Consider the following 16,059-nt stretch of genomic DNA (forward strand, 5'->3'; position numbering starts at 1 on the left):
GTATGACATGGAATACACCAAAACCTGGCGAGTGGAAGAGTGAGGAGCTTAGTCAAGGGCGTATCATTGACTATAAGGCTTTTAACTTTGTCGATGGAGAAGGGGTGCGCAATTCTCTCTATGTAGCCGGCTGCATGTTTCACTGTGAGGGCTGTTACAATGTAGCGACCTGGTCCTTTAATGCAGGAATTCCTTATACGCCAGAGTTGGAAGAACAGATTATGGCAGACTTAGCACAGTCCTATGTTCAAGGATTGACCTTGCTAGGAGGAGAGCCATTCCTCAATACAGGTATTCTTTTGCCCCTTGTAAAACGCATTCGAAAGGAATTGCCAGAAAAAGACATCTGGTCTTGGACAGGATACACCTGGGAAGAAATGATGTTGGAGACGCCTGATAAACTAGAACTTTTATCCCTGATTGATATCCTGGTAGATGGTCGCTATGATAAAAGCAAGCGTAATCTCATGCTTCAGTTCCGTGGCTCTTCCAACCAACGGATTATCGATGTGCAAAAGTCTCTCCAAAGTGGAAAGGTAGTCATTTGGGACAAGCTTAACGATGGAAAAGAAAGCTATGAACAGGTGAAGAGAGAATGAAGAAAAAAGACTTAATAGAACAACTGGTCTCAGAGATAGAAACTGGAAAAGTAAAAACACTGGGTATCTACGGCCATGGAGCTTCAGGGAAATCAACTTTTGCTCAAGAATTATACCAAGTATTGGATGCTGAAAAGGTAAATTTACTAGAAACAGATCCCTATATTACTTCAGGACGACATTTGGTAGTGCCTAAAGAAACACCGGACCAAAAGGTGACAGCATGTTTACCAGTGGCACATGAACTGGCAAGTTTACAGAGAGATATTCTAGCCTTACAAGCGGGTATGGATGTCTTAACTATCGAAGAACCTTGGAAGGCTAGTGAGGTCTTATCGGGAGCAAAACCAATTCTGATAGTCGAAGGGATGTCTGTGGGTTTTCTTCCAAAGGAACTCTTTGACAAAACCATTTGTTTCTACACGGATGAAGAGACAGAATTAAAGAGGCGTCTAGCTCGAGATACGGCTGTGAGAAATGGCGATGCATCCTTTATATTGGCTAATAAGCAAATGAGACGAGAGCAGTATCTGCAATACTATAAAGAAACCGAGTCAAAAGCGGATATCTTGATAAATCAATCAAATGATAAATTTCAGATTAAAACAAATATTATAAATATTATATAGAAGAAAAAATAAAAATTTGCTCTTCATTTTTGCCTTTTTGAGGTAAAGAGCAATAAGAAAACAGTTTCATGTAAAAAATTAAAAAAATCCTGCCAAATCCCTTGCAATCGCAGGGGCTTTGTGTTATTCTATTATGGTGCTGTAAATTACAGCCTTAGCTTTGATGCAAGAGGTTGCGACACGCTCGGTTGCATTGCCACGCAACGCGCGTCGGTTTTCTTGTGGAGCTAGCCTATTATCTTAAATAGACGAAAAGGAGAAAAAGATGGCAAACAAAAAAATCCGTATCCGTTTGAAAGCTTACGAACACCGTACGCTTGACACAGCGGCTGCAAAAATCGTAGAATCAGCTACTCGTACAGGTGCACAAGTTGCGGGTCCAATCCCACTTCCAACTGAGCGTAGCCTCTACACAATCATTCGTGCGACTCACAAATATAAAGATTCTCGCGAACAATTCGAAATGCGTACACACAAACGTTTGATCGATATCATCAACCCAACTCAAAAAACAGTTGACGCTTTGATGAAATTGGATCTTCCAAGTGGTGTAAACGTAGAAATCAAACTTTAATTTAAAGCTTGATACCTTGAGCATAAAAAACGCTCGTTAAAAACTTTTTGAATAAAAAATATAGAAAAGGAACTATTTTCTCATGACAAAAGGAATCTTAGGGAAAAAAGTGGGAATGACTCAAATCTTCACTGAAGCTGGCGAATTGATCCCTGTAACAGTTATCGAAGCAACTCCAAACGTTGTTCTTCAAGTTAAAACTGTTGAAACAGATGGTTACAACGCTATCCAAGTTGGTTTCGATGACAAACGCGAAGTATTGAGCAACAAACCTGCTAAAGGACATGTAGCAAAAGCTAACACGGCTCCTAAGCGCTTCATTCGTGAATTCAAAAACGTTGAAGGCTTGGAAGTTGGTGCTGAAATCACAGTTGAAACTTTCGCAGCTGGAGACATTGTTGATGTAACTGGTACATCTAAAGGTAAAGGTTTCCAAGGTGTTATCAAACGCCACGGACAATCACGTGGACCTATGGCTCACGGTTCTCGTTACCACCGTCGTCCAGGTTCTATGGGACCTGTTGCACCTAACCGCGTATTCAAAGGTAAAAACCTTGCAGGACGTATGGGTGGCGACCGCGTAACAATTCAAAACCTTGAAGTTGTACAAGTTGTTCCAGAAAAGAACGTTATCCTTATCAAAGGTAACGTACCAGGTGCTAAGAAATCTCTTATCACTATCAAGTCAGCAGTTAAAGCTGGTAAATAATAAGGAAAGGGGAACACAGTCAAAATGGCAAATGTAACATTATTCGACCAAACTGGTAAACAAGCGGGCGAAGTTGTTCTTAACGATGCAATCTTTGGTATCGAACCAAACCAATCTGTTGTGTTTGATGTGATCATCAGCCAACGCGCTAGCCTTCGTCAAGGAACTCACGCAGTTAAGAACCGCTCAGCTGTTTCAGGTGGCGGACGCAAACCATGGCGTCAAAAAGGAACTGGACGTGCTCGTCAAGGTTCTATCCGCTCTCCACAATGGCGTGGTGGTGGAATCGTCTTCGGACCAACTCCACGTAGCTATGCGTACAAACTTCCTCAAAAAGTTCGTCGCCTTGCACTTAAATCTGTTTACTCAGAAAAAGTTGCTGAAAACAAATTTGTAGCCGTTGATTCTCTTGAATTTACAGCTCCAAAAACTGCTGAATTTGCAAAAGTTCTTGCAGCTTTGAGCATCGATTCTAAAGTCCTTGTTATTCTTGAAGAAGGAAACGAATTCGCAGCTCTTTCAGCTCGTAACCTTCCAAACGTGAAAGTTGCGACTGCTACAACTGCAAGTGTTCTTGACATCGCAAATAGTGACAAACTTCTTGTTACTCAAGCAGCTATCTCTAAAATCGAGGAGGTTCTTGCATAATGAATTTGTATGATGTTATCAAAAAACCTGTTATCACTGAAAGCTCAATGGCTCAACTTGAAGCAGGGAAATATGTATTTGAAGTTGACACTCGCGCACACAAACTTTTGATCAAGCAAGCTGTTGAAGCTGCTTTTGAAGGTGTTAAAGTTGCAAATGTTAACACAATCAACGTAAAACCTAAAGCTAAACGTGTTGGACGTTACACTGGTTTTACTAACAAAACTAAAAAAGCTATCATCACTCTTACAGCTGATTCAAAAGCAATCGAGTTGTTTGCTGCTGAAGCTGAATAATCTAAGGAGGAAATATCGTGGGAATTCGTGTTTATAAACCAACAACAAACGGTCGCCGTAATATGACTTCTTTAGATTTCGCTGAAATCACAACAAGCACACCAGAAAAAACTTTGCTTGTTGCTTTGAAGAACAAGGCTGGTCGTAACAACAACGGTCGTATCACTGTTCGTCACCAAGGTGGTGGACACAAACGTTTCTACCGTTTGGTTGACTTCAAACGTAACAAAGACAACGTTGAAGCAGTTGTTAAAACTATCGAGTACGATCCAAACCGTTCTGCAAACATCGCTCTTGTACACTACACTGACGGTGTGAAAGCTTACATCATCGCTCCAAAAGGTCTTGAAGTTGGTCAACGTATCGTTTCAGGTTCTGAAGCAGATATCAAAGTCGGAAACGCTCTTCCACTTGCTAACATCCCAGTTGGTACTTTGATCCACAACATCGAATTGAAACCAGGTCGTGGTGGAGAATTGGTACGTGCTGCTGGAGCATCAGCTCAAGTATTGGGTCAAGAAGGTAAATACGTTCTTGTTCGTCTTCAATCAGGTGAAGTTCGTATGATTCTTGGAACTTGTCGTGCAACAGTTGGTGTTGTCGGAAACGAACAACATGGACTTGTAAACCTTGGTAAAGCAGGACGTAGCCGTTGGAAAGGTATCCGCCCAACAGTTCGTGGTTCTGTAATGAACCCTAACGACCACCCACACGGTGGTGGTGAAGGTAAAGCACCAGTTGGTCGTAAAGCACCATCAACTCCATGGGGCAAACCTGCTCTTGGTCTTAAAACTCGTAATAAGAAAGCGAAATCTGACAAACTTATCGTTCGTCGTCGCAACGAGAAATAATTTTAAACTAGTCGCTTAAGTGCTAGATAATCCGCCAGCTCGGTAGCGCTCCTCGTGAGCGCAAGCCGCTGTGGTACTATATTTAAAGGAGAAAATATTAAAATGGGACGCAGTCTTAAAAAAGGACCTTTCGTCGATGAGCATTTGATGAAAAAAGTTGAAGCTCAAGCTAACGACGAAAAGAAAAAAGTCATCAAAACTTGGTCACGTCGTTCAACGATTTTCCCAAGTTTCATTGGTTACACTATCGCAGTTTATGATGGACGTAAACACGTACCTGTTTACATCCAAGAAGACATGGTAGGTCACAAGCTTGGTGAATTTGCACCAACTCGTACTTACAAAGGTCACGCCGCAGACGACAAGAAGACACGTAGAAAATAAGGAGAACATAAATGGCAGAAATTACTTCAGCTAAAGCAATGGCTCGCACAGTACGTGTTTCACCTCGTAAATCACGTCTTGTTCTTGACAACATCCGTGGTAAAAGCGTAGCCGATGCAATCGCAATTTTGACATTCACTCCAAACAAAGCTGCTGAAATCATCTTGAAAGTTTTGAACTCAGCTGTAGCTAACGCTGAAAACAACTTTGGTTTGGATAAAGCTAACTTGGTAGTATCTGAAGCATTCGCAAACGAAGGACCAACTATGAAACGTTTCCGTCCACGTGCGAAAGGTTCAGCTTCACCAATCAACAAACGTACAGCTCACATCACTGTAGCTGTTGCAGAAAAATAAGGAGGTAAAATCGTGGGTCAAAAAGTACATCCAATTGGTATGCGTGTCGGCATCATCCGTGATTGGGATGCCAAATGGTATGCTGAAAAAGAATACGCGGATTACCTTCATGAAGATCTTGCAATCCGTAAATTCGTTCAAAAAGAACTTGCTGACGCAGCAGTTTCAACTATTGAAATCGAACGCGCAGTAAACAAAGTTAACGTTTCACTTCACACTGCTAAACCAGGTATGGTTATCGGTAAAGGTGGTGCTAACGTTGATGCACTTCGTGCTAAACTTAACAAATTGACTGGAAAACAAGTACACATCAACATCATCGAAATCAAACAACCTGATTTGGATGCTCACCTTGTTGGTGAAGGAATTGCTCGTCAATTGGAGCAACGTGTTGCTTTCCGTCGTGCACAAAAACAAGCAATCCAACGTGCAATGCGTGCTGGAGCTAAAGGAATCAAAACTCAAGTATCAGGTCGTTTGAACGGTGCAGATATCGCCCGTGCTGAAGGATACTCTGAAGGAACAGTTCCACTTCACACACTTCGCGCAGATATCGATTATGCTTGGGAAGAAGCAGATACTACATACGGTAAACTTGGTGTTAAAGTATGGATTTACCGTGGTGAAGTTCTTCCAGCTCGTAAAAACACTAAAGGAGGTAAATAACCAATGTTAGTACCTAAACGTGTTAAACACCGTCGTGAATTCCGTGGTAAAATGCGCGGTGAAGCTAAAGGTGGAAAAGAAGTGGCATTCGGTGAATACGGTCTTCAAGCTACAACTAGCCACTGGATCACTAACCGCCAAATCGAAGCTGCTCGTATCGCCATGACTCGTTACATGAAACGTGGTGGTAAAGTTTGGATTAAAATCTTCCCACACAAATCTTACACAGCTAAAGCTATCGGGGTTCGTATGGGATCTGGTAAAGGGGCACCTGAAGGTTGGGTAGCACCAGTTAAGCGTGGTAAAGTAATGTTTGAAGTTGCAGGTGTATCTGAAGAGGTCGCTCGCGAAGCGCTTCGTCTTGCAAGCCACAAATTGCCAGTTAAATGTAAATTCGTAAAACGTGAAGCAGAATAAGGAGAAGGCATGAAACTTAATGAAGTAAAAGAATTTGTTAAAGAACTTCGTGGTCTTTCTCAAGAAGAACTCGCGAAGCGCGAAAACGAATTGAAAAAAGAATTGTTCGAACTTCGTTTCCAAGCTGCTACTGGTCAATTAGAACAAACAGCTCGCTTGAAAGAAGTTAAAAAACAAATCGCTCGTATCAAAACAGTTCAATCTGAAGCGAAATAATAGACTAGGGAAGGAGAAATTTCAATGGAACGCAATAATCGTAAAGTTCTTGTTGGACGTGTTGTATCTGACAAAATGGACAAGACAATCACAGTTGTAGTTGAAACAAAACGTAACCACCCAGTCTATGGTAAACGTATTAACTACTCTAAAAAATACAAAGCACATGATGAAAACAATGTTGCCAAAGAAGGCGATATCGTACGTATCATGGAAACTCGCCCGCTTTCAGCTACAAAACGTTTCCGTCTTGTAGAAGTTGTTGAAGAAGCGGTTATCATCTAATCAAGCCTGAAAGGAGAAAACTGAAATGATTCAAACAGAAACTCGTTTGAAAGTCGCAGACAACAGCGGTGCACGCGAAATCTTGACTATCAAAGTTCTTGGTGGTTCTAAACGTAAATTTGCGAACATCGGTGATGTTATTGTGGCATCTGTAAAACAAGCTACTCCTGGTGGTGCGGTTAAAAAAGGTGACGTTGTTAAAGCAGTTATCGTTCGTACTAAATCAGGTGCTCGTCGTGCTGATGGTTCATACATCAAATTTGACGAAAACGCAGCAGTTATCATCCGTGACGACAAAACTCCTCGCGGAACACGTATCTTTGGCCCAGTTGCACGTGAATTGCGTGAAGGTGGCTTTATGAAGATCGTGTCACTTGCTCCAGAAGTACTTTAATCAATAAAAAAACAAACACAGTCCCCTGGCCTAGCCAGGGTGCCCATTGGGCGTAAGAATAAAAGGAGAAAAAAATGTTTGTAAAAAAAGGCGACAAAGTTCGCGTAATCGCTGGTAAAGATAAGGGAACAGAAGCTGTTGTCCTTACTGCCCTTCCAAAAGTAAACAAAGTTATCGTTGAAGGTGTTAACATCGTTAAGAAACACCAACGTCCAACAAACGAACTTCCTCAAGGTGGTATCATCGAGAAGGAAGCAGCTATCCACGTATCAAACGTTCAAGTTTTGGACAAAAATGGTGTAGCTGGTCGTGTTGGTTACAAATTTGTAGACGGTAAAAAAGTTCGCTACAACAAAAAATCAGGCGAAGTGCTTGATTAATCACGAAGGAAAGGAGAAGTATAATGGCAAATCGTTTAAAAGAAAAATATCTTAATGAAGTAGTACCTGCTTTGACAGAACAATTTAACTACTCATCAGTGATGGCTGTTCCTAAAGTGGATAAAATCGTTTTGAACATGGGTGTTGGTGAAGCTGTATCAAACGCTAAAAGCCTTGAAAAAGCTGCTGAAGAATTAGCACTTATCTCAGGTCAAAAACCACTTATCACTAAAGCTAAAAAATCTATCGCCGGCTTCCGTCTTCGTGAAGGTGTTGCGATCGGTGCAAAAGTTACCCTTCGTGGTGAACGTATGTACGAATTCTTGGATAAATTGGTTTCAGTATCACTTCCACGTGTACGTGACTTCCACGGTGTTCCAACAAAATCATTTGACGGACGCGGAAACTACACACTTGGTGTGAAAGAGCAATTGATCTTCCCAGAAATCAACTTTGATGACGTTGACAAAACTCGCGGTCTTGACATCGTTATCGTAACTACTGCTAACACAGACGAAGAGTCACGTGCATTGCTTACAGGCCTTGGAATGCCTTTTGCAAAATAATATAGGAGGTATAACTAATGGCTAAAAAATCTATGATTGCTAAGAACAAACGCCCAGCGAAGTTCTCTACTCAAGCATACACTCGCTGTGAACGTTGTGGACGTCCACACTCAGTTTACCGCAAGTTTAAACTTTGCCGTGTTTGCTTCCGTGAATTGGCATATAAAGGTCAAATCCCTGGTGTCACTAAAGCATCTTGGTAATAACATGATACAAAGAGCGTAACAACCCCAGCAAAAATAGGAGATTTGGTGCAGGAGCAATACTCCAAGACAAATCTATCTTTTTTGCCCAGGTTGTAGCTCGTGTTCAAATGAGATTATCTTGTTTGAATGTGTCAATACTATCTGAGCACAGCTCAATCATTAACTAGCAAGTGCAACTTGCAAACTACTAGTAAGAGGAGAAAAATAAAATGGTTATGACTGACCCAATCGCAGACTTCCTAACTCGTATTCGTAACTCTAACCAAGCAAAACACGAAGTACTTGAAGTACCTGCATCAAACATCAAAAAAGGGATTGCTGAAATCCTTAAACGCGAAGGTTTTGTTAAGAACGTAGAAATCATCGAAGATGACAAACAAGGCATCATCCGTGTATTCCTTAAATACGGAGCAAACGGTGAACGAGTTATCACTAACTTGAAACGTGTTTCTAAACCAGGACTTCGTGTCTACAAAAAACGTGAAGATCTTCCAAAAGTACTTAACGGTCTTGGAATTGCTATCCTTTCAACTTCTGAAGGTTTGCTTACTGATAAAGAAGCACGCCAAAAGAACGTTGGTGGAGAGGTTATCGCTTACGTTTGGTAATATTTAGCTCCCAATTTCGTTGTGACTCTTCGTTATCGTCTCTTACCTAACCCAAAGTTATGCCTGCGAGGCGATGCCTCGATTCACTTAGAAATTGAGACCTAAACATTAACTCTTAAATCAAAAAGATTTAACCCCGTGAAAACTGGCCTTTAAAGGCCTGACAATTTAACAGGAGAATAAAAACATGTCACGTATTGGTAATAAAGTTATCGTGTTGCCTGCTGGTGTTGAACTCACTAACAATGACAACGTTGTAACTGTAAAAGGACCTAAAGGAGAACTTACTCGTGAGTTCTCAAAAGATATTGAAATCCGTGTGGAAGGAACTGAAGTAACTCTTCACCGTCCAAACGATTCAAAAGAAATGAAAACTATCCACGGAACTACTCGTGCACTTTTGAACAACATGGTTATTGGTGTTTCAGAAGGATTCAAGAAAGAACTTGAAATGCGTGGGGTTGGTTACCGTGCACAACTTCAAGGAAACAAACTTGTTTTGGCTGTTGGTAAATCACACCCAGATGAAGTTGAAGCTCCAGAAGGAATTACTTTTGAACTTCCAAACCCAACAACAATCGTTGTCAGCGGAATTTCAAAAGAAGTAGTTGGTCAAACAGCTGCTTACGTACGTAGCCTTCGTTCACCAGAACCATACAAAGGTAAAGGTATCCGTTACGTTGGCGAATATGTTCGTCTTAAAGAAGGTAAAACTGGTAAATAATGTTGAGTGGTTGATTGTCAACCACCAACCTCATTACCAACTTTGTGCATAGCACATGATTTAAAATTAAAGAGGTGAAAACTGTGATTTCTAAACCAGATAAAAACAAACTCCGCCAAAAACGCCACCGTCGTGTACGCGGAAAACTCTCTGGAACTGCTGATCGCCCACGTTTGAACGTATTCCGTTCTAATACAGGCATCTACGCTCAAGTGATTGATGACGTAGCGGGTGTAACGCTCGCAAGTGCTTCAACTCTTGACAAAGAAGTTTCAAAAGGAACTAAAACTGAACAAGCCGTTGCTGTCGGTAAACTCGTTGCAGAACGTGCAAGTGCTAAAGGTATTTCAGAAGTGGTGTTCGACCGCGGTGGATATCTATATCACGGACGTGTGAAAGCTTTGGCTGATGCAGCTCGTGAAAACGGATTGAAATTCTAATAGGAGGACACTAGAAAATGGCATTTAAAGACAATGCAGTAGAACTTGAAGAACGCGTAGTTGCTGTTAACCGTGTTACAAAAGTTGTTAAAGGTGGACGTCGTCTTCGTTTCGCAGCTCTTGTAGTAGTTGGTGACCGCAATGGTCGTGTAGGATTTGGTACTGGTAAAGCTCAAGAAGTTCCAGAAGCAATCCGCAAAGCAGTAGAAGATGCTAAGAAAAACTTGATCGAAGTTCCTATGGTCGGAACAACAATTCCACATGAAGTTCTTTCAGAATTCGGTGGAGCTAAAGTATTGTTGAAACCAGCTGTAGAAGGTTCTGGAGTTGCCGCAGGTGGTGCAGTTCGTGCCGTTGTGGAATTGGCAGGTGTGGCAGATATTACATCTAAATCACTTGGCTCTAACACTCCAATCAACATTGTTCGCGCAACTGTTGAAGGTTTGAAACAATTGAAACGCGCTGAAGAAGTTGCTGCCCTTCGTGGTATTTCAGTTTCTGATTTGGCATAAGAAAGGGGATAAAATGGCTCAAATTAAAATTACTTTGACTAAGTCTCCAATCGGACGCATTCCATCACAACGTAAAACTGTTGTAGCACTTGGACTTGGCAAATTGAACAGCTCTGTTATTAAAGAAGATAACGCTGCTATCCGTGGTATGATCACTGCAGTATCTCACTTGGTAACAGTTGAAGAAGTAAACTAATAAAATTTTAGGGGATGTGCATAAGACCATCCCCTAAAACTAGATATAGTCATCTAAAATGACTCAGTATAGGCGAGTTGATAAAGGAGACAACCTTTTCTTCTTTATCGGCGCTAGCATTTTACAAAAGAGGAGAAAATATATAATGAAACTTCATGAATTGAAACCTGCAGAAGGTTCTCGTAAAACTCGTAACCGTGTTGGTCGTGGTACTTCATCAGGTAACGGTAAAACATCTGGTCGTGGTCAAAAAGGTCAAAAAGCTCGTAGCGGTGGCGGAGTACGCCTTGGTTTTGAAGGTGGACAAACTCCATTGTTCCGTCGTCTTCCAAAACGTGGATTCACTAACATCAACGCTAAAGAATACGCAATTGTTAATCTTGACCAATTGAACATCTTTGAAGATGGTGCAGAAGTAACTCCAGTTGTTCTTATCGAAGCAGGAATTGTTAAAGCTGAAAAATCAGGTATCAAGATTCTTGGTAACGGTGAGTTGACTAAGAAATTGACTGTTAAAGCAGCTAAATTCTCTAAATCAGCTGAAGAAGCTATCACTGCTAAAGGTGGTTCTGTTGAAGTCATCTAAGTGAGGTGACCTATGTTTTTTAAATTATTGAGAGAAGCATTCAAAGTTAAACAAGTTCGATCAAAAATTCTATTTACAATTTTTATCGTATTTGTATTCCGTATTGGTACAAGCATTACTGTGCCGTGGGTAAATGCAAATAGCTTGAACGCTTTGAGTGGACTATCCTTTTTGAATATGTTGAGCTTGGTGTCAGGAAATGCCATGAAAAACTTCTCGGTTTTTGCACTAGGAGTTAGCCCTTACATCACAGCCTCAATCGTCGTTCAACTCTTGCAAATGGATTTATTACCAAAATTTGTAGAGTGGGGGAAACAGGGGGAAGTTGGTCGTAGAAAGTTAAACCAAGCAACTCGATACATTGCACTTGTGCTCGCATTTGTTCAATCAATCGGAATTACTGCTGGTTTTAATGCTCTGTCTGGAGCTAAACTTTTGACTGTACCACTTACACCACAAGTTTTCCTTGTAATTGGTGGAATCTTAACCGCAGGAAGTATGATTGTGACCTGGCTAGGAGAGCAAATCACAGATAAGGGATACGGAAATGGTGTTTCAATGATTATCTTTGCAGGGATTGTTGCTTCAATTCCTGATATGATTAAAGGCATCTATGTGGATTACTTTGTCAATGTACCAAGCAGTCGTTTGACATCGTCTCTTATTTTCGTTGCCATCTTAATCGTTGCTGTTTTGTTGATTGTTTACTTTACAACTTACGTTGAACAAGCTAAATACAAGATCCCAATTCAGTATACAAAGGTAGCTCAAGGTGCACCATCAAGTTCCTATCTTCCTTTGAAGATTAACCCTGCTGGGGTTATCCCTGTTATCTTTGCCAGCTCTATTACAGCAGCACCGGCAGCAATTTTACAATTCGTAAGTGCGTCTGGCCTTAATTGGGAATGGGTAAAAACCGCTCAAGAGTTGGTATCTACTTCAACCCCAACAGGTGTTGCATTGTATGCTCTGTTGATTATTCTCTTTACATTCTTCTATACATTTGTACAGATCAATCCAGAGAAAGCAGCAGAAAATTTACAAAAGAGTGGAGCTTATATCCATGGTGTCCGTCCAGGTAAGGGGACAGAGGAGTACATGTCAAAACTTCTTCGTCGTCTCGCTACTGTCGGATCTCTCTTCCTAGGTGTTATTTCTATCTTACCTATCGTAGCTAAAGATTTATTTGGTCTTTCAGAAGTTGTTGCTTTTGGGGGAACAAGTTTGCTAATCATTATCTCTACAGGTATTGAAGGAATTAAACAATTGGAAGGATATCTATTGAAACGTAAGTATGTTGGTTTCTTAGATACAACAGAATAATTGTAATAGAAAATAAAATTCACTATTGCTCAGAGAGTGGAGTGTAAAAATCAAAGACATTGTCAGATTTTTATCTCCTCTCTTCTATTTTGTTTTTAAATAGGAGTTGAAATGAATTTTTGCTTCTATTTAAAAATAAAAAAGGAGTATGAATCATGAATCTTTTGATTATGGGTTTACCTGGTGCAGGTAAGGGGACACAAGCGGCGAAAATCGTTGAACAATTTCACGTTGCCCACATCTCGACAGGTGATATGTTCCGTGCAGCAATGGCTAACCAAACTGAAATGGGTGTGCTAGCTAAATCATATATTGACAAAGGCGAGTTGGTTCCAGATGAAGTTACAAACGGAATTGTTAAAGAACGTCTTTCTCAAGATGATATTAAAGAAACTGGCTTCTTGTTGGATGGGTACCCACGTACTATTGAACAAGCGCATGCTTTAGATAAAACATTGGCTGAACTTGGTATTGAGCTTGAAGGTGTTATCAACATCGAAGTAAATCCAGACAGTCTTTTAGAGCGTTTGAGCGGACGCATCATTCATCGTCAAACTGGAGAGACTTTCCATAAAGTATTCAATCCGCCGGTTGATTATAAAGAGGAAGATTACTACCAACGTGAAGATGATAAACCTGAGACAGTAAAACGTCGTTTGGATGTTAATATTGCTCAAGGTGAACCAATCATTGCTCACTATCGTGCTAAAGGTTTAGTACATGATATCGAAGGTAACCAAGATATCGATGATGTCTTTAAAGATATCGAAAAGGTATTGACAAATTTGAAATAAAAGCGTTTTTCAGACTTGCAAAATGTCATGACAAATGTTATACTGAGTTAGTCTGACTTATAATTGTTGTCTCTGTGTCTAGAGGCATCAAATCGAAATTTAGGGAGGTACTTTTGCGTGGCAAAAGACGATGTGATTGAAGTTGAAGGCAAAGTAGTCGATACAATGCCGAATGCAATGTTTACGGTTGAACTTGAAAATGGACATCAGATTTTAGCAACAGTTTCTGGTAAAATTCGTAAAAACTATATTCGTATTTTAGCGGGAGATCGTGTTACTGTTGAAATGAGTCCATATGACTTGACACGTGGACGTATCACTTACCGCTTTAAATAATCGAAAAACTTGGAGGGATAAGAAATGAAAGTAAGACCATCGGTCAAACCAATTTGCGAATACTGTAAAGTAATTCGTCGTAATGGCCGTGTTATGGTAATTTGCCCAGCAAATCCAAAACACAAACAACGTCAAGGATAAGATAGAAAGGAGAAAACATGGCTCGTATTGCTGGAGTTGACATTCCAAATGACAAACGTGTAGTTATCTCATTGACTTATGTCTATGGTATCGGACTTGCAACATCTAAGAAAATCTTAGCAGCTGCTGGAATTTCAGAAGATATTCGTGTTCGCGACCTTACATCAGATCAAGAAGATGCTATCCGTCGTGAAGTTGATGCAATTAAAGTTGAAGGTGACCTTCGTCGTGAAGTAAACTTGAACATCAAACGTTTGATGGAAATCGGTTCATACCGTGGTATCCGTCACCGTCGTGGACTTCCTGTCCGTGGACAAAACACTAAAAACAATGCTCGCACTCGTAAAGGTAAAGCTGTTGCGATTGCTGGTAAGAAAAAATAATATAGGAGGTAAAAGTCTTGGCTAAACCAACACGTAAACGTCGTGTGAAGAAGAATATCGAATCTGGTATTGCTCATATTCACGCTACATTTAATAACACTATTGTTATGATTACTGATGTGCATGGTAATGCAATCGCTTGGTCATCAGCTGGTGCTCTTGGTTTCAAAGGTTCTCGTAAATCTACACCATTTGCTGCTCAAATGGCTTCAGAAGCTGCTGCTAAATCTGCACAAGAACACGGTCTTAAATCAGTTGAAGTTACTGTAAAAGGTCCAGGTTCTGGTCGTGAGTCAGCTATTCGTGCTCTTGCTGCCGCTGGTCTTGAAGTAACAGCAATTCGTGATGTGACTCCAGTGCCACACAATGGTGCTCGTCCTCCAAAACGTCGCCGTGTATAATCATTACCTTTACACTGCTTTTCGTTTAAGAGGGAGTAACTAAATGATCGAGTTTGAAAAACCAAATATAACAAAAATTGATGAAAATAAAGATTATGGCAAGTTTGTAATCGAACCACTAGAACGTGGATACGGTACAACACTTGGTAACTCTCTTCGTCGTGTACTTCTTGCTTCTCTTCCAGGAGCAGCTGTTACATCTATCGATATCGATGGAGTATTACATGAGTTTGATACAATTCCTGGTGTTCGCGAAGACGTGATGCAAATCATTTTGAACATTAAAGGGATTGCAGTTAAATCATATGTAAAAGACGAAAAGACTATTGAACTTGATGTCGAAGGGCCTGCTGAAGTTACAGCTGGAGACATTTTGACTGATAGTGATATCGAAATCGTAAATCCAGGTCATTATCTTTTCACAATCGGAGAAGGTGCTTCATTTAAAGCGACTATGACTGTAAATAGTGGTCGTGGATATGTACCTGCAGATGAAAATAAGAAAGATAATGCACCAGTTGGAACGCTTGCTGTAGATTCTATTTATACACCAGTTACAAAAGTTAACTATCAAGTAGAACCTGCTCGTGTAGGAAGCAATGATGGTTTCGACAAATTAACCCTTGAAATCTTGACAAATGGAACTATTATTCCAGAAGATGCTTTAGGGCTTTCAGCACGCATTTTGACAGAACATCTTGATTTGTTTACAAATCTTACAGAGATTGCTAAATCTGCAGAAGTGATGAAAGAAGCTGATACTGAATCGGACGACCGTATTTTGGAACGTACGATTGAGGAACTTGACTTATCTGTACGCTCATATAACTGTTTGAAACGTGCTGGTATCAATACTGTGCATGATTTGACAGAAAAATCTGAAGCAGAGATGATGAAAGTAAGAAATCTTGGACGCAAGAGTTTGGAAGAAGTGAAACTCAAACTCATTGATTTGGGTCTTGGATTAAAAGATAAATAAAGGAGGAATACATGGCTTACCGTAAACTAGGACGCACTAGCTCACAACGTAAAGCAATGCTTCGCGATTTGACAACTGACCTTTTGATCAACGAATCAATCGTGACAACTGAAGCTCGTGCTAAAGAAATCCGTAAAACTGTTGAAAAAATGATTACTCTAGGTAAACGTGGTGATTTGCATGCACGTCGTCAAGCTGCTGCTTTCGTACGTAATGAAATCGCATCTGAAAACTATGATGAAGCAACTGACAAGTACACTTCTACTACAGCTCTTCAAAAATTGTTCTCAGAAATCGCACCTCGTTACGCAGACCGTAACGGTGGATACACTCGTATCCTTAAAACTGAACCACGTCGTGGTGATGCAGCGCCAATGGCGATCATCGAATTAGTATAAAATCATCAATTTTGTTGAGTGTTATGATGATGGAGCCCCTGTGCTCTTAGTCTAGCTCTGGT

Annotated in this window: 31 protein-coding genes; all 31 read left to right on the top strand. The window is 40.6% G+C overall.

Annotated elements, in window-relative coordinates:
- Nucleotides 1–2: 2 nt before the first annotated feature.
- Entirely contained in the window at nucleotides 3–599 is a 597-nt protein-coding gene (gene nrdG / locus ACWPVF_RS00445; protein ID WP_454384069.1) for an anaerobic ribonucleoside-triphosphate reductase activating protein, read from the top strand.
- Nucleotides 596–1,228 (top strand): uridine kinase family protein, encoded by a 633-nt coding sequence (locus ACWPVF_RS00450; RefSeq protein ID WP_454384071.1) that lies wholly within the window; start codon nucleotides 596–598, stop codon nucleotides 1,226–1,228. The genes nrdG and ACWPVF_RS00450 overlap by 4 nt, the downstream gene beginning before the upstream one ends.
- 265 nt (nucleotides 1,229–1,493) lie before the next feature.
- Nucleotides 1,494–1,802, top strand: a complete 309-nt coding sequence (gene rpsJ, locus ACWPVF_RS00455) for a 30S ribosomal protein S10 (protein ID WP_003009585.1) — start codon at nucleotides 1,494–1,496, stop codon at nucleotides 1,800–1,802.
- An 82-nt stretch (nucleotides 1,803–1,884) separates the two neighbouring features.
- Nucleotides 1,885–2,511, top strand: a complete 627-nt coding sequence (rplC, locus tag ACWPVF_RS00460) for a 50S ribosomal protein L3 (protein WP_004251088.1) — start codon at nucleotides 1,885–1,887, stop codon at nucleotides 2,509–2,511.
- Between the two features lie 24 nt (nucleotides 2,512–2,535).
- Nucleotides 2,536–3,159 carry a 50S ribosomal protein L4 gene (rplD, locus tag ACWPVF_RS00465; protein WP_000024549.1) on the top strand — a complete coding sequence of 208 codons (624 nt, stop codon included), beginning with the start codon at nucleotides 2,536–2,538 and terminating at the stop codon, nucleotides 3,157–3,159.
- Nucleotides 3,159–3,455: a 50S ribosomal protein L23 gene (locus ACWPVF_RS00470; protein WP_001055347.1), complete on the top strand. Its 297-nt coding sequence runs from the start codon at nucleotides 3,159–3,161 to the stop codon at nucleotides 3,453–3,455. The genes rplD and ACWPVF_RS00470 overlap by 1 nt, the downstream gene beginning before the upstream one ends.
- Before the next feature lie 17 nt (nucleotides 3,456–3,472).
- On the top strand, nucleotides 3,473–4,306 hold the full coding sequence (rplB, locus tag ACWPVF_RS00475; RefSeq protein ID WP_454384073.1) for a 50S ribosomal protein L2: 834 nt from the start codon (nucleotides 3,473–3,475) through the stop codon (nucleotides 4,304–4,306).
- Nucleotides 4,307–4,408: 102 nt separating this feature from the next.
- Complete coding sequence (rpsS, locus tag ACWPVF_RS00480) at nucleotides 4,409–4,690, top strand: 30S ribosomal protein S19 (protein WP_000533766.1); 282 nt, start codon at nucleotides 4,409–4,411, stop codon at nucleotides 4,688–4,690.
- Between the two features lie 11 nt (nucleotides 4,691–4,701).
- Entirely contained in the window at nucleotides 4,702–5,046 is a 345-nt protein-coding gene (gene rplV, locus ACWPVF_RS00485) for a 50S ribosomal protein L22 (protein WP_000818137.1), read from the top strand.
- A gap of 12 nt (nucleotides 5,047–5,058) precedes the next feature.
- A complete protein-coding gene (gene rpsC / locus ACWPVF_RS00490; protein ID WP_000529936.1) occupies nucleotides 5,059–5,712 on the top strand; it encodes a 30S ribosomal protein S3 in 654 nt (217 codons plus the stop codon).
- 3 nt (nucleotides 5,713–5,715) lie between these two features.
- On the top strand, nucleotides 5,716–6,129 hold the full coding sequence (gene rplP, locus ACWPVF_RS00495) for a 50S ribosomal protein L16 (RefSeq protein WP_002928793.1): 414 nt from the start codon (nucleotides 5,716–5,718) through the stop codon (nucleotides 6,127–6,129).
- 9 nt (nucleotides 6,130–6,138) lie between these two features.
- Nucleotides 6,139–6,345 (top strand): 50S ribosomal protein L29, encoded by a 207-nt coding sequence (gene rpmC, locus ACWPVF_RS00500; RefSeq protein WP_000772918.1) that lies wholly within the window; start codon nucleotides 6,139–6,141, stop codon nucleotides 6,343–6,345.
- Between the two features lie 24 nt (nucleotides 6,346–6,369).
- Nucleotides 6,370–6,630 (top strand): 30S ribosomal protein S17, encoded by a 261-nt coding sequence (gene rpsQ / locus ACWPVF_RS00505; protein WP_000440801.1) that lies wholly within the window; start codon nucleotides 6,370–6,372, stop codon nucleotides 6,628–6,630.
- Between the two features lie 25 nt (nucleotides 6,631–6,655).
- Nucleotides 6,656–7,024 (top strand): 50S ribosomal protein L14, encoded by a 369-nt coding sequence (rplN, locus tag ACWPVF_RS00510; protein ID WP_000616547.1) that lies wholly within the window; start codon nucleotides 6,656–6,658, stop codon nucleotides 7,022–7,024.
- Between the two features lie 74 nt (nucleotides 7,025–7,098).
- On the top strand, nucleotides 7,099–7,404 hold the full coding sequence (gene rplX / locus ACWPVF_RS00515) for a 50S ribosomal protein L24 (protein ID WP_000497691.1): 306 nt from the start codon (nucleotides 7,099–7,101) through the stop codon (nucleotides 7,402–7,404).
- Nucleotides 7,405–7,427: 23 nt separating this feature from the next.
- Nucleotides 7,428–7,970, top strand: coding sequence for a 50S ribosomal protein L5 (rplE, locus tag ACWPVF_RS00520; RefSeq protein WP_000013542.1), 543 nt, complete (start codon nucleotides 7,428–7,430; stop codon nucleotides 7,968–7,970).
- Nucleotides 7,971–7,987: 17 nt separating this feature from the next.
- Nucleotides 7,988–8,173 carry a type Z 30S ribosomal protein S14 gene (locus tag ACWPVF_RS00525; protein ID WP_001085699.1) on the top strand — a complete coding sequence of 62 codons (186 nt, stop codon included), beginning with the start codon at nucleotides 7,988–7,990 and terminating at the stop codon, nucleotides 8,171–8,173.
- 212 nt (nucleotides 8,174–8,385) lie between these two features.
- Nucleotides 8,386–8,784, top strand: a complete 399-nt coding sequence (gene rpsH / locus ACWPVF_RS00530) for a 30S ribosomal protein S8 (RefSeq protein ID WP_454384076.1) — start codon at nucleotides 8,386–8,388, stop codon at nucleotides 8,782–8,784.
- Between the two features lie 187 nt (nucleotides 8,785–8,971).
- Nucleotides 8,972–9,508 carry a 50S ribosomal protein L6 gene (rplF, locus tag ACWPVF_RS00535; protein WP_045613177.1) on the top strand — a complete coding sequence of 179 codons (537 nt, stop codon included), beginning with the start codon at nucleotides 8,972–8,974 and terminating at the stop codon, nucleotides 9,506–9,508.
- 83 nt (nucleotides 9,509–9,591) lie between these two features.
- Nucleotides 9,592–9,948: a 50S ribosomal protein L18 gene (gene rplR / locus ACWPVF_RS00540; RefSeq protein ID WP_004251098.1), complete on the top strand. Its 357-nt coding sequence runs from the start codon at nucleotides 9,592–9,594 to the stop codon at nucleotides 9,946–9,948.
- A gap of 17 nt (nucleotides 9,949–9,965) precedes the next feature.
- Complete coding sequence (gene rpsE, locus ACWPVF_RS00545; protein ID WP_004251100.1) at nucleotides 9,966–10,460, top strand: 30S ribosomal protein S5; 495 nt, start codon at nucleotides 9,966–9,968, stop codon at nucleotides 10,458–10,460.
- A 13-nt stretch (nucleotides 10,461–10,473) separates the two neighbouring features.
- Nucleotides 10,474–10,656: a 50S ribosomal protein L30 gene (rpmD, locus tag ACWPVF_RS00550; RefSeq protein WP_000057241.1), complete on the top strand. Its 183-nt coding sequence runs from the start codon at nucleotides 10,474–10,476 to the stop codon at nucleotides 10,654–10,656.
- Nucleotides 10,657–10,801: 145 nt separating this feature from the next.
- Nucleotides 10,802–11,242, top strand: coding sequence for a 50S ribosomal protein L15 (rplO, locus tag ACWPVF_RS00555; protein WP_195183501.1), 441 nt, complete (start codon nucleotides 10,802–10,804; stop codon nucleotides 11,240–11,242).
- Between the two features lie 12 nt (nucleotides 11,243–11,254).
- Nucleotides 11,255–12,565, top strand: coding sequence for a preprotein translocase subunit SecY (secY, locus tag ACWPVF_RS00560; RefSeq protein ID WP_454384079.1), 1,311 nt, complete (start codon nucleotides 11,255–11,257; stop codon nucleotides 12,563–12,565).
- Between the two features lie 155 nt (nucleotides 12,566–12,720).
- Entirely contained in the window at nucleotides 12,721–13,359 is a 639-nt protein-coding gene (locus ACWPVF_RS00565) for an adenylate kinase (protein ID WP_045613186.1), read from the top strand.
- A gap of 117 nt (nucleotides 13,360–13,476) precedes the next feature.
- A complete protein-coding gene (gene infA / locus ACWPVF_RS00570; protein WP_001029883.1) occupies nucleotides 13,477–13,695 on the top strand; it encodes a translation initiation factor IF-1 in 219 nt (72 codons plus the stop codon).
- Between the two features lie 24 nt (nucleotides 13,696–13,719).
- On the top strand, nucleotides 13,720–13,836 hold the full coding sequence (gene rpmJ, locus ACWPVF_RS00575; RefSeq protein WP_001808836.1) for a 50S ribosomal protein L36: 117 nt from the start codon (nucleotides 13,720–13,722) through the stop codon (nucleotides 13,834–13,836).
- A gap of 17 nt (nucleotides 13,837–13,853) precedes the next feature.
- Nucleotides 13,854–14,219 (top strand): 30S ribosomal protein S13, encoded by a 366-nt coding sequence (rpsM, locus tag ACWPVF_RS00580; protein WP_006151054.1) that lies wholly within the window; start codon nucleotides 13,854–13,856, stop codon nucleotides 14,217–14,219.
- Between the two features lie 17 nt (nucleotides 14,220–14,236).
- A complete protein-coding gene (gene rpsK, locus ACWPVF_RS00585) occupies nucleotides 14,237–14,620 on the top strand; it encodes a 30S ribosomal protein S11 (RefSeq protein ID WP_001118385.1) in 384 nt (127 codons plus the stop codon).
- Between the two features lie 43 nt (nucleotides 14,621–14,663).
- Entirely contained in the window at nucleotides 14,664–15,599 is a 936-nt protein-coding gene (locus ACWPVF_RS00590; protein ID WP_454384082.1) for a DNA-directed RNA polymerase subunit alpha, read from the top strand.
- An 11-nt stretch (nucleotides 15,600–15,610) separates the two neighbouring features.
- A complete protein-coding gene (gene rplQ / locus ACWPVF_RS00595; protein WP_004251124.1) occupies nucleotides 15,611–15,997 on the top strand; it encodes a 50S ribosomal protein L17 in 387 nt (128 codons plus the stop codon).
- The last annotated feature ends 62 nt before the right edge of the window (nucleotides 15,998–16,059 follow it).

The sequence above is a fragment of the Streptococcus sp. Marseille-Q7087 genome (assembly GCF_965111935.1).

Coding starts and splice junctions, on each gene's coding strand:
- nrdG (WP_454384069.1), top strand. CDS start 3: ATGACATGGAATACACCAAAACCTGGCGAGTGGAAGAGTGAGGAGCTT.
- ACWPVF_RS00450 (WP_454384071.1), top strand. CDS start 596: ATGAAGAAAAAAGACTTAATAGAACAACTGGTCTCAGAGATAGAAACT.
- rpsJ (WP_003009585.1), top strand. CDS start 1,494: ATGGCAAACAAAAAAATCCGTATCCGTTTGAAAGCTTACGAACACCGT.
- rplC (WP_004251088.1), top strand. CDS start 1,885: ATGACAAAAGGAATCTTAGGGAAAAAAGTGGGAATGACTCAAATCTTC.
- rplD (WP_000024549.1), top strand. CDS start 2,536: ATGGCAAATGTAACATTATTCGACCAAACTGGTAAACAAGCGGGCGAA.
- ACWPVF_RS00470 (WP_001055347.1), top strand. CDS start 3,159: ATGAATTTGTATGATGTTATCAAAAAACCTGTTATCACTGAAAGCTCA.
- rpsS (WP_000533766.1), top strand. CDS start 4,409: ATGGGACGCAGTCTTAAAAAAGGACCTTTCGTCGATGAGCATTTGATG.
- rplV (WP_000818137.1), top strand. CDS start 4,702: ATGGCAGAAATTACTTCAGCTAAAGCAATGGCTCGCACAGTACGTGTT.
- rplP (WP_002928793.1), top strand. CDS start 5,716: ATGTTAGTACCTAAACGTGTTAAACACCGTCGTGAATTCCGTGGTAAA.
- rpmC (WP_000772918.1), top strand. CDS start 6,139: ATGAAACTTAATGAAGTAAAAGAATTTGTTAAAGAACTTCGTGGTCTT.
- rpsQ (WP_000440801.1), top strand. CDS start 6,370: ATGGAACGCAATAATCGTAAAGTTCTTGTTGGACGTGTTGTATCTGAC.
- rplN (WP_000616547.1), top strand. CDS start 6,656: ATGATTCAAACAGAAACTCGTTTGAAAGTCGCAGACAACAGCGGTGCA.
- rplX (WP_000497691.1), top strand. CDS start 7,099: ATGTTTGTAAAAAAAGGCGACAAAGTTCGCGTAATCGCTGGTAAAGAT.
- rplE (WP_000013542.1), top strand. CDS start 7,428: ATGGCAAATCGTTTAAAAGAAAAATATCTTAATGAAGTAGTACCTGCT.
- ACWPVF_RS00525 (WP_001085699.1), top strand. CDS start 7,988: ATGGCTAAAAAATCTATGATTGCTAAGAACAAACGCCCAGCGAAGTTC.
- rpsH (WP_454384076.1), top strand. CDS start 8,386: ATGGTTATGACTGACCCAATCGCAGACTTCCTAACTCGTATTCGTAAC.
- rplF (WP_045613177.1), top strand. CDS start 8,972: ATGTCACGTATTGGTAATAAAGTTATCGTGTTGCCTGCTGGTGTTGAA.
- rpsE (WP_004251100.1), top strand. CDS start 9,966: ATGGCATTTAAAGACAATGCAGTAGAACTTGAAGAACGCGTAGTTGCT.
- rpmD (WP_000057241.1), top strand. CDS start 10,474: ATGGCTCAAATTAAAATTACTTTGACTAAGTCTCCAATCGGACGCATT.
- rplO (WP_195183501.1), top strand. CDS start 10,802: ATGAAACTTCATGAATTGAAACCTGCAGAAGGTTCTCGTAAAACTCGT.
- secY (WP_454384079.1), top strand. CDS start 11,255: ATGTTTTTTAAATTATTGAGAGAAGCATTCAAAGTTAAACAAGTTCGA.
- ACWPVF_RS00565 (WP_045613186.1), top strand. CDS start 12,721: ATGAATCTTTTGATTATGGGTTTACCTGGTGCAGGTAAGGGGACACAA.
- rpmJ (WP_001808836.1), top strand. CDS start 13,720: ATGAAAGTAAGACCATCGGTCAAACCAATTTGCGAATACTGTAAAGTA.
- rpsM (WP_006151054.1), top strand. CDS start 13,854: ATGGCTCGTATTGCTGGAGTTGACATTCCAAATGACAAACGTGTAGTT.
- ACWPVF_RS00590 (WP_454384082.1), top strand. CDS start 14,664: ATGATCGAGTTTGAAAAACCAAATATAACAAAAATTGATGAAAATAAA.
- rplQ (WP_004251124.1), top strand. CDS start 15,611: ATGGCTTACCGTAAACTAGGACGCACTAGCTCACAACGTAAAGCAATG.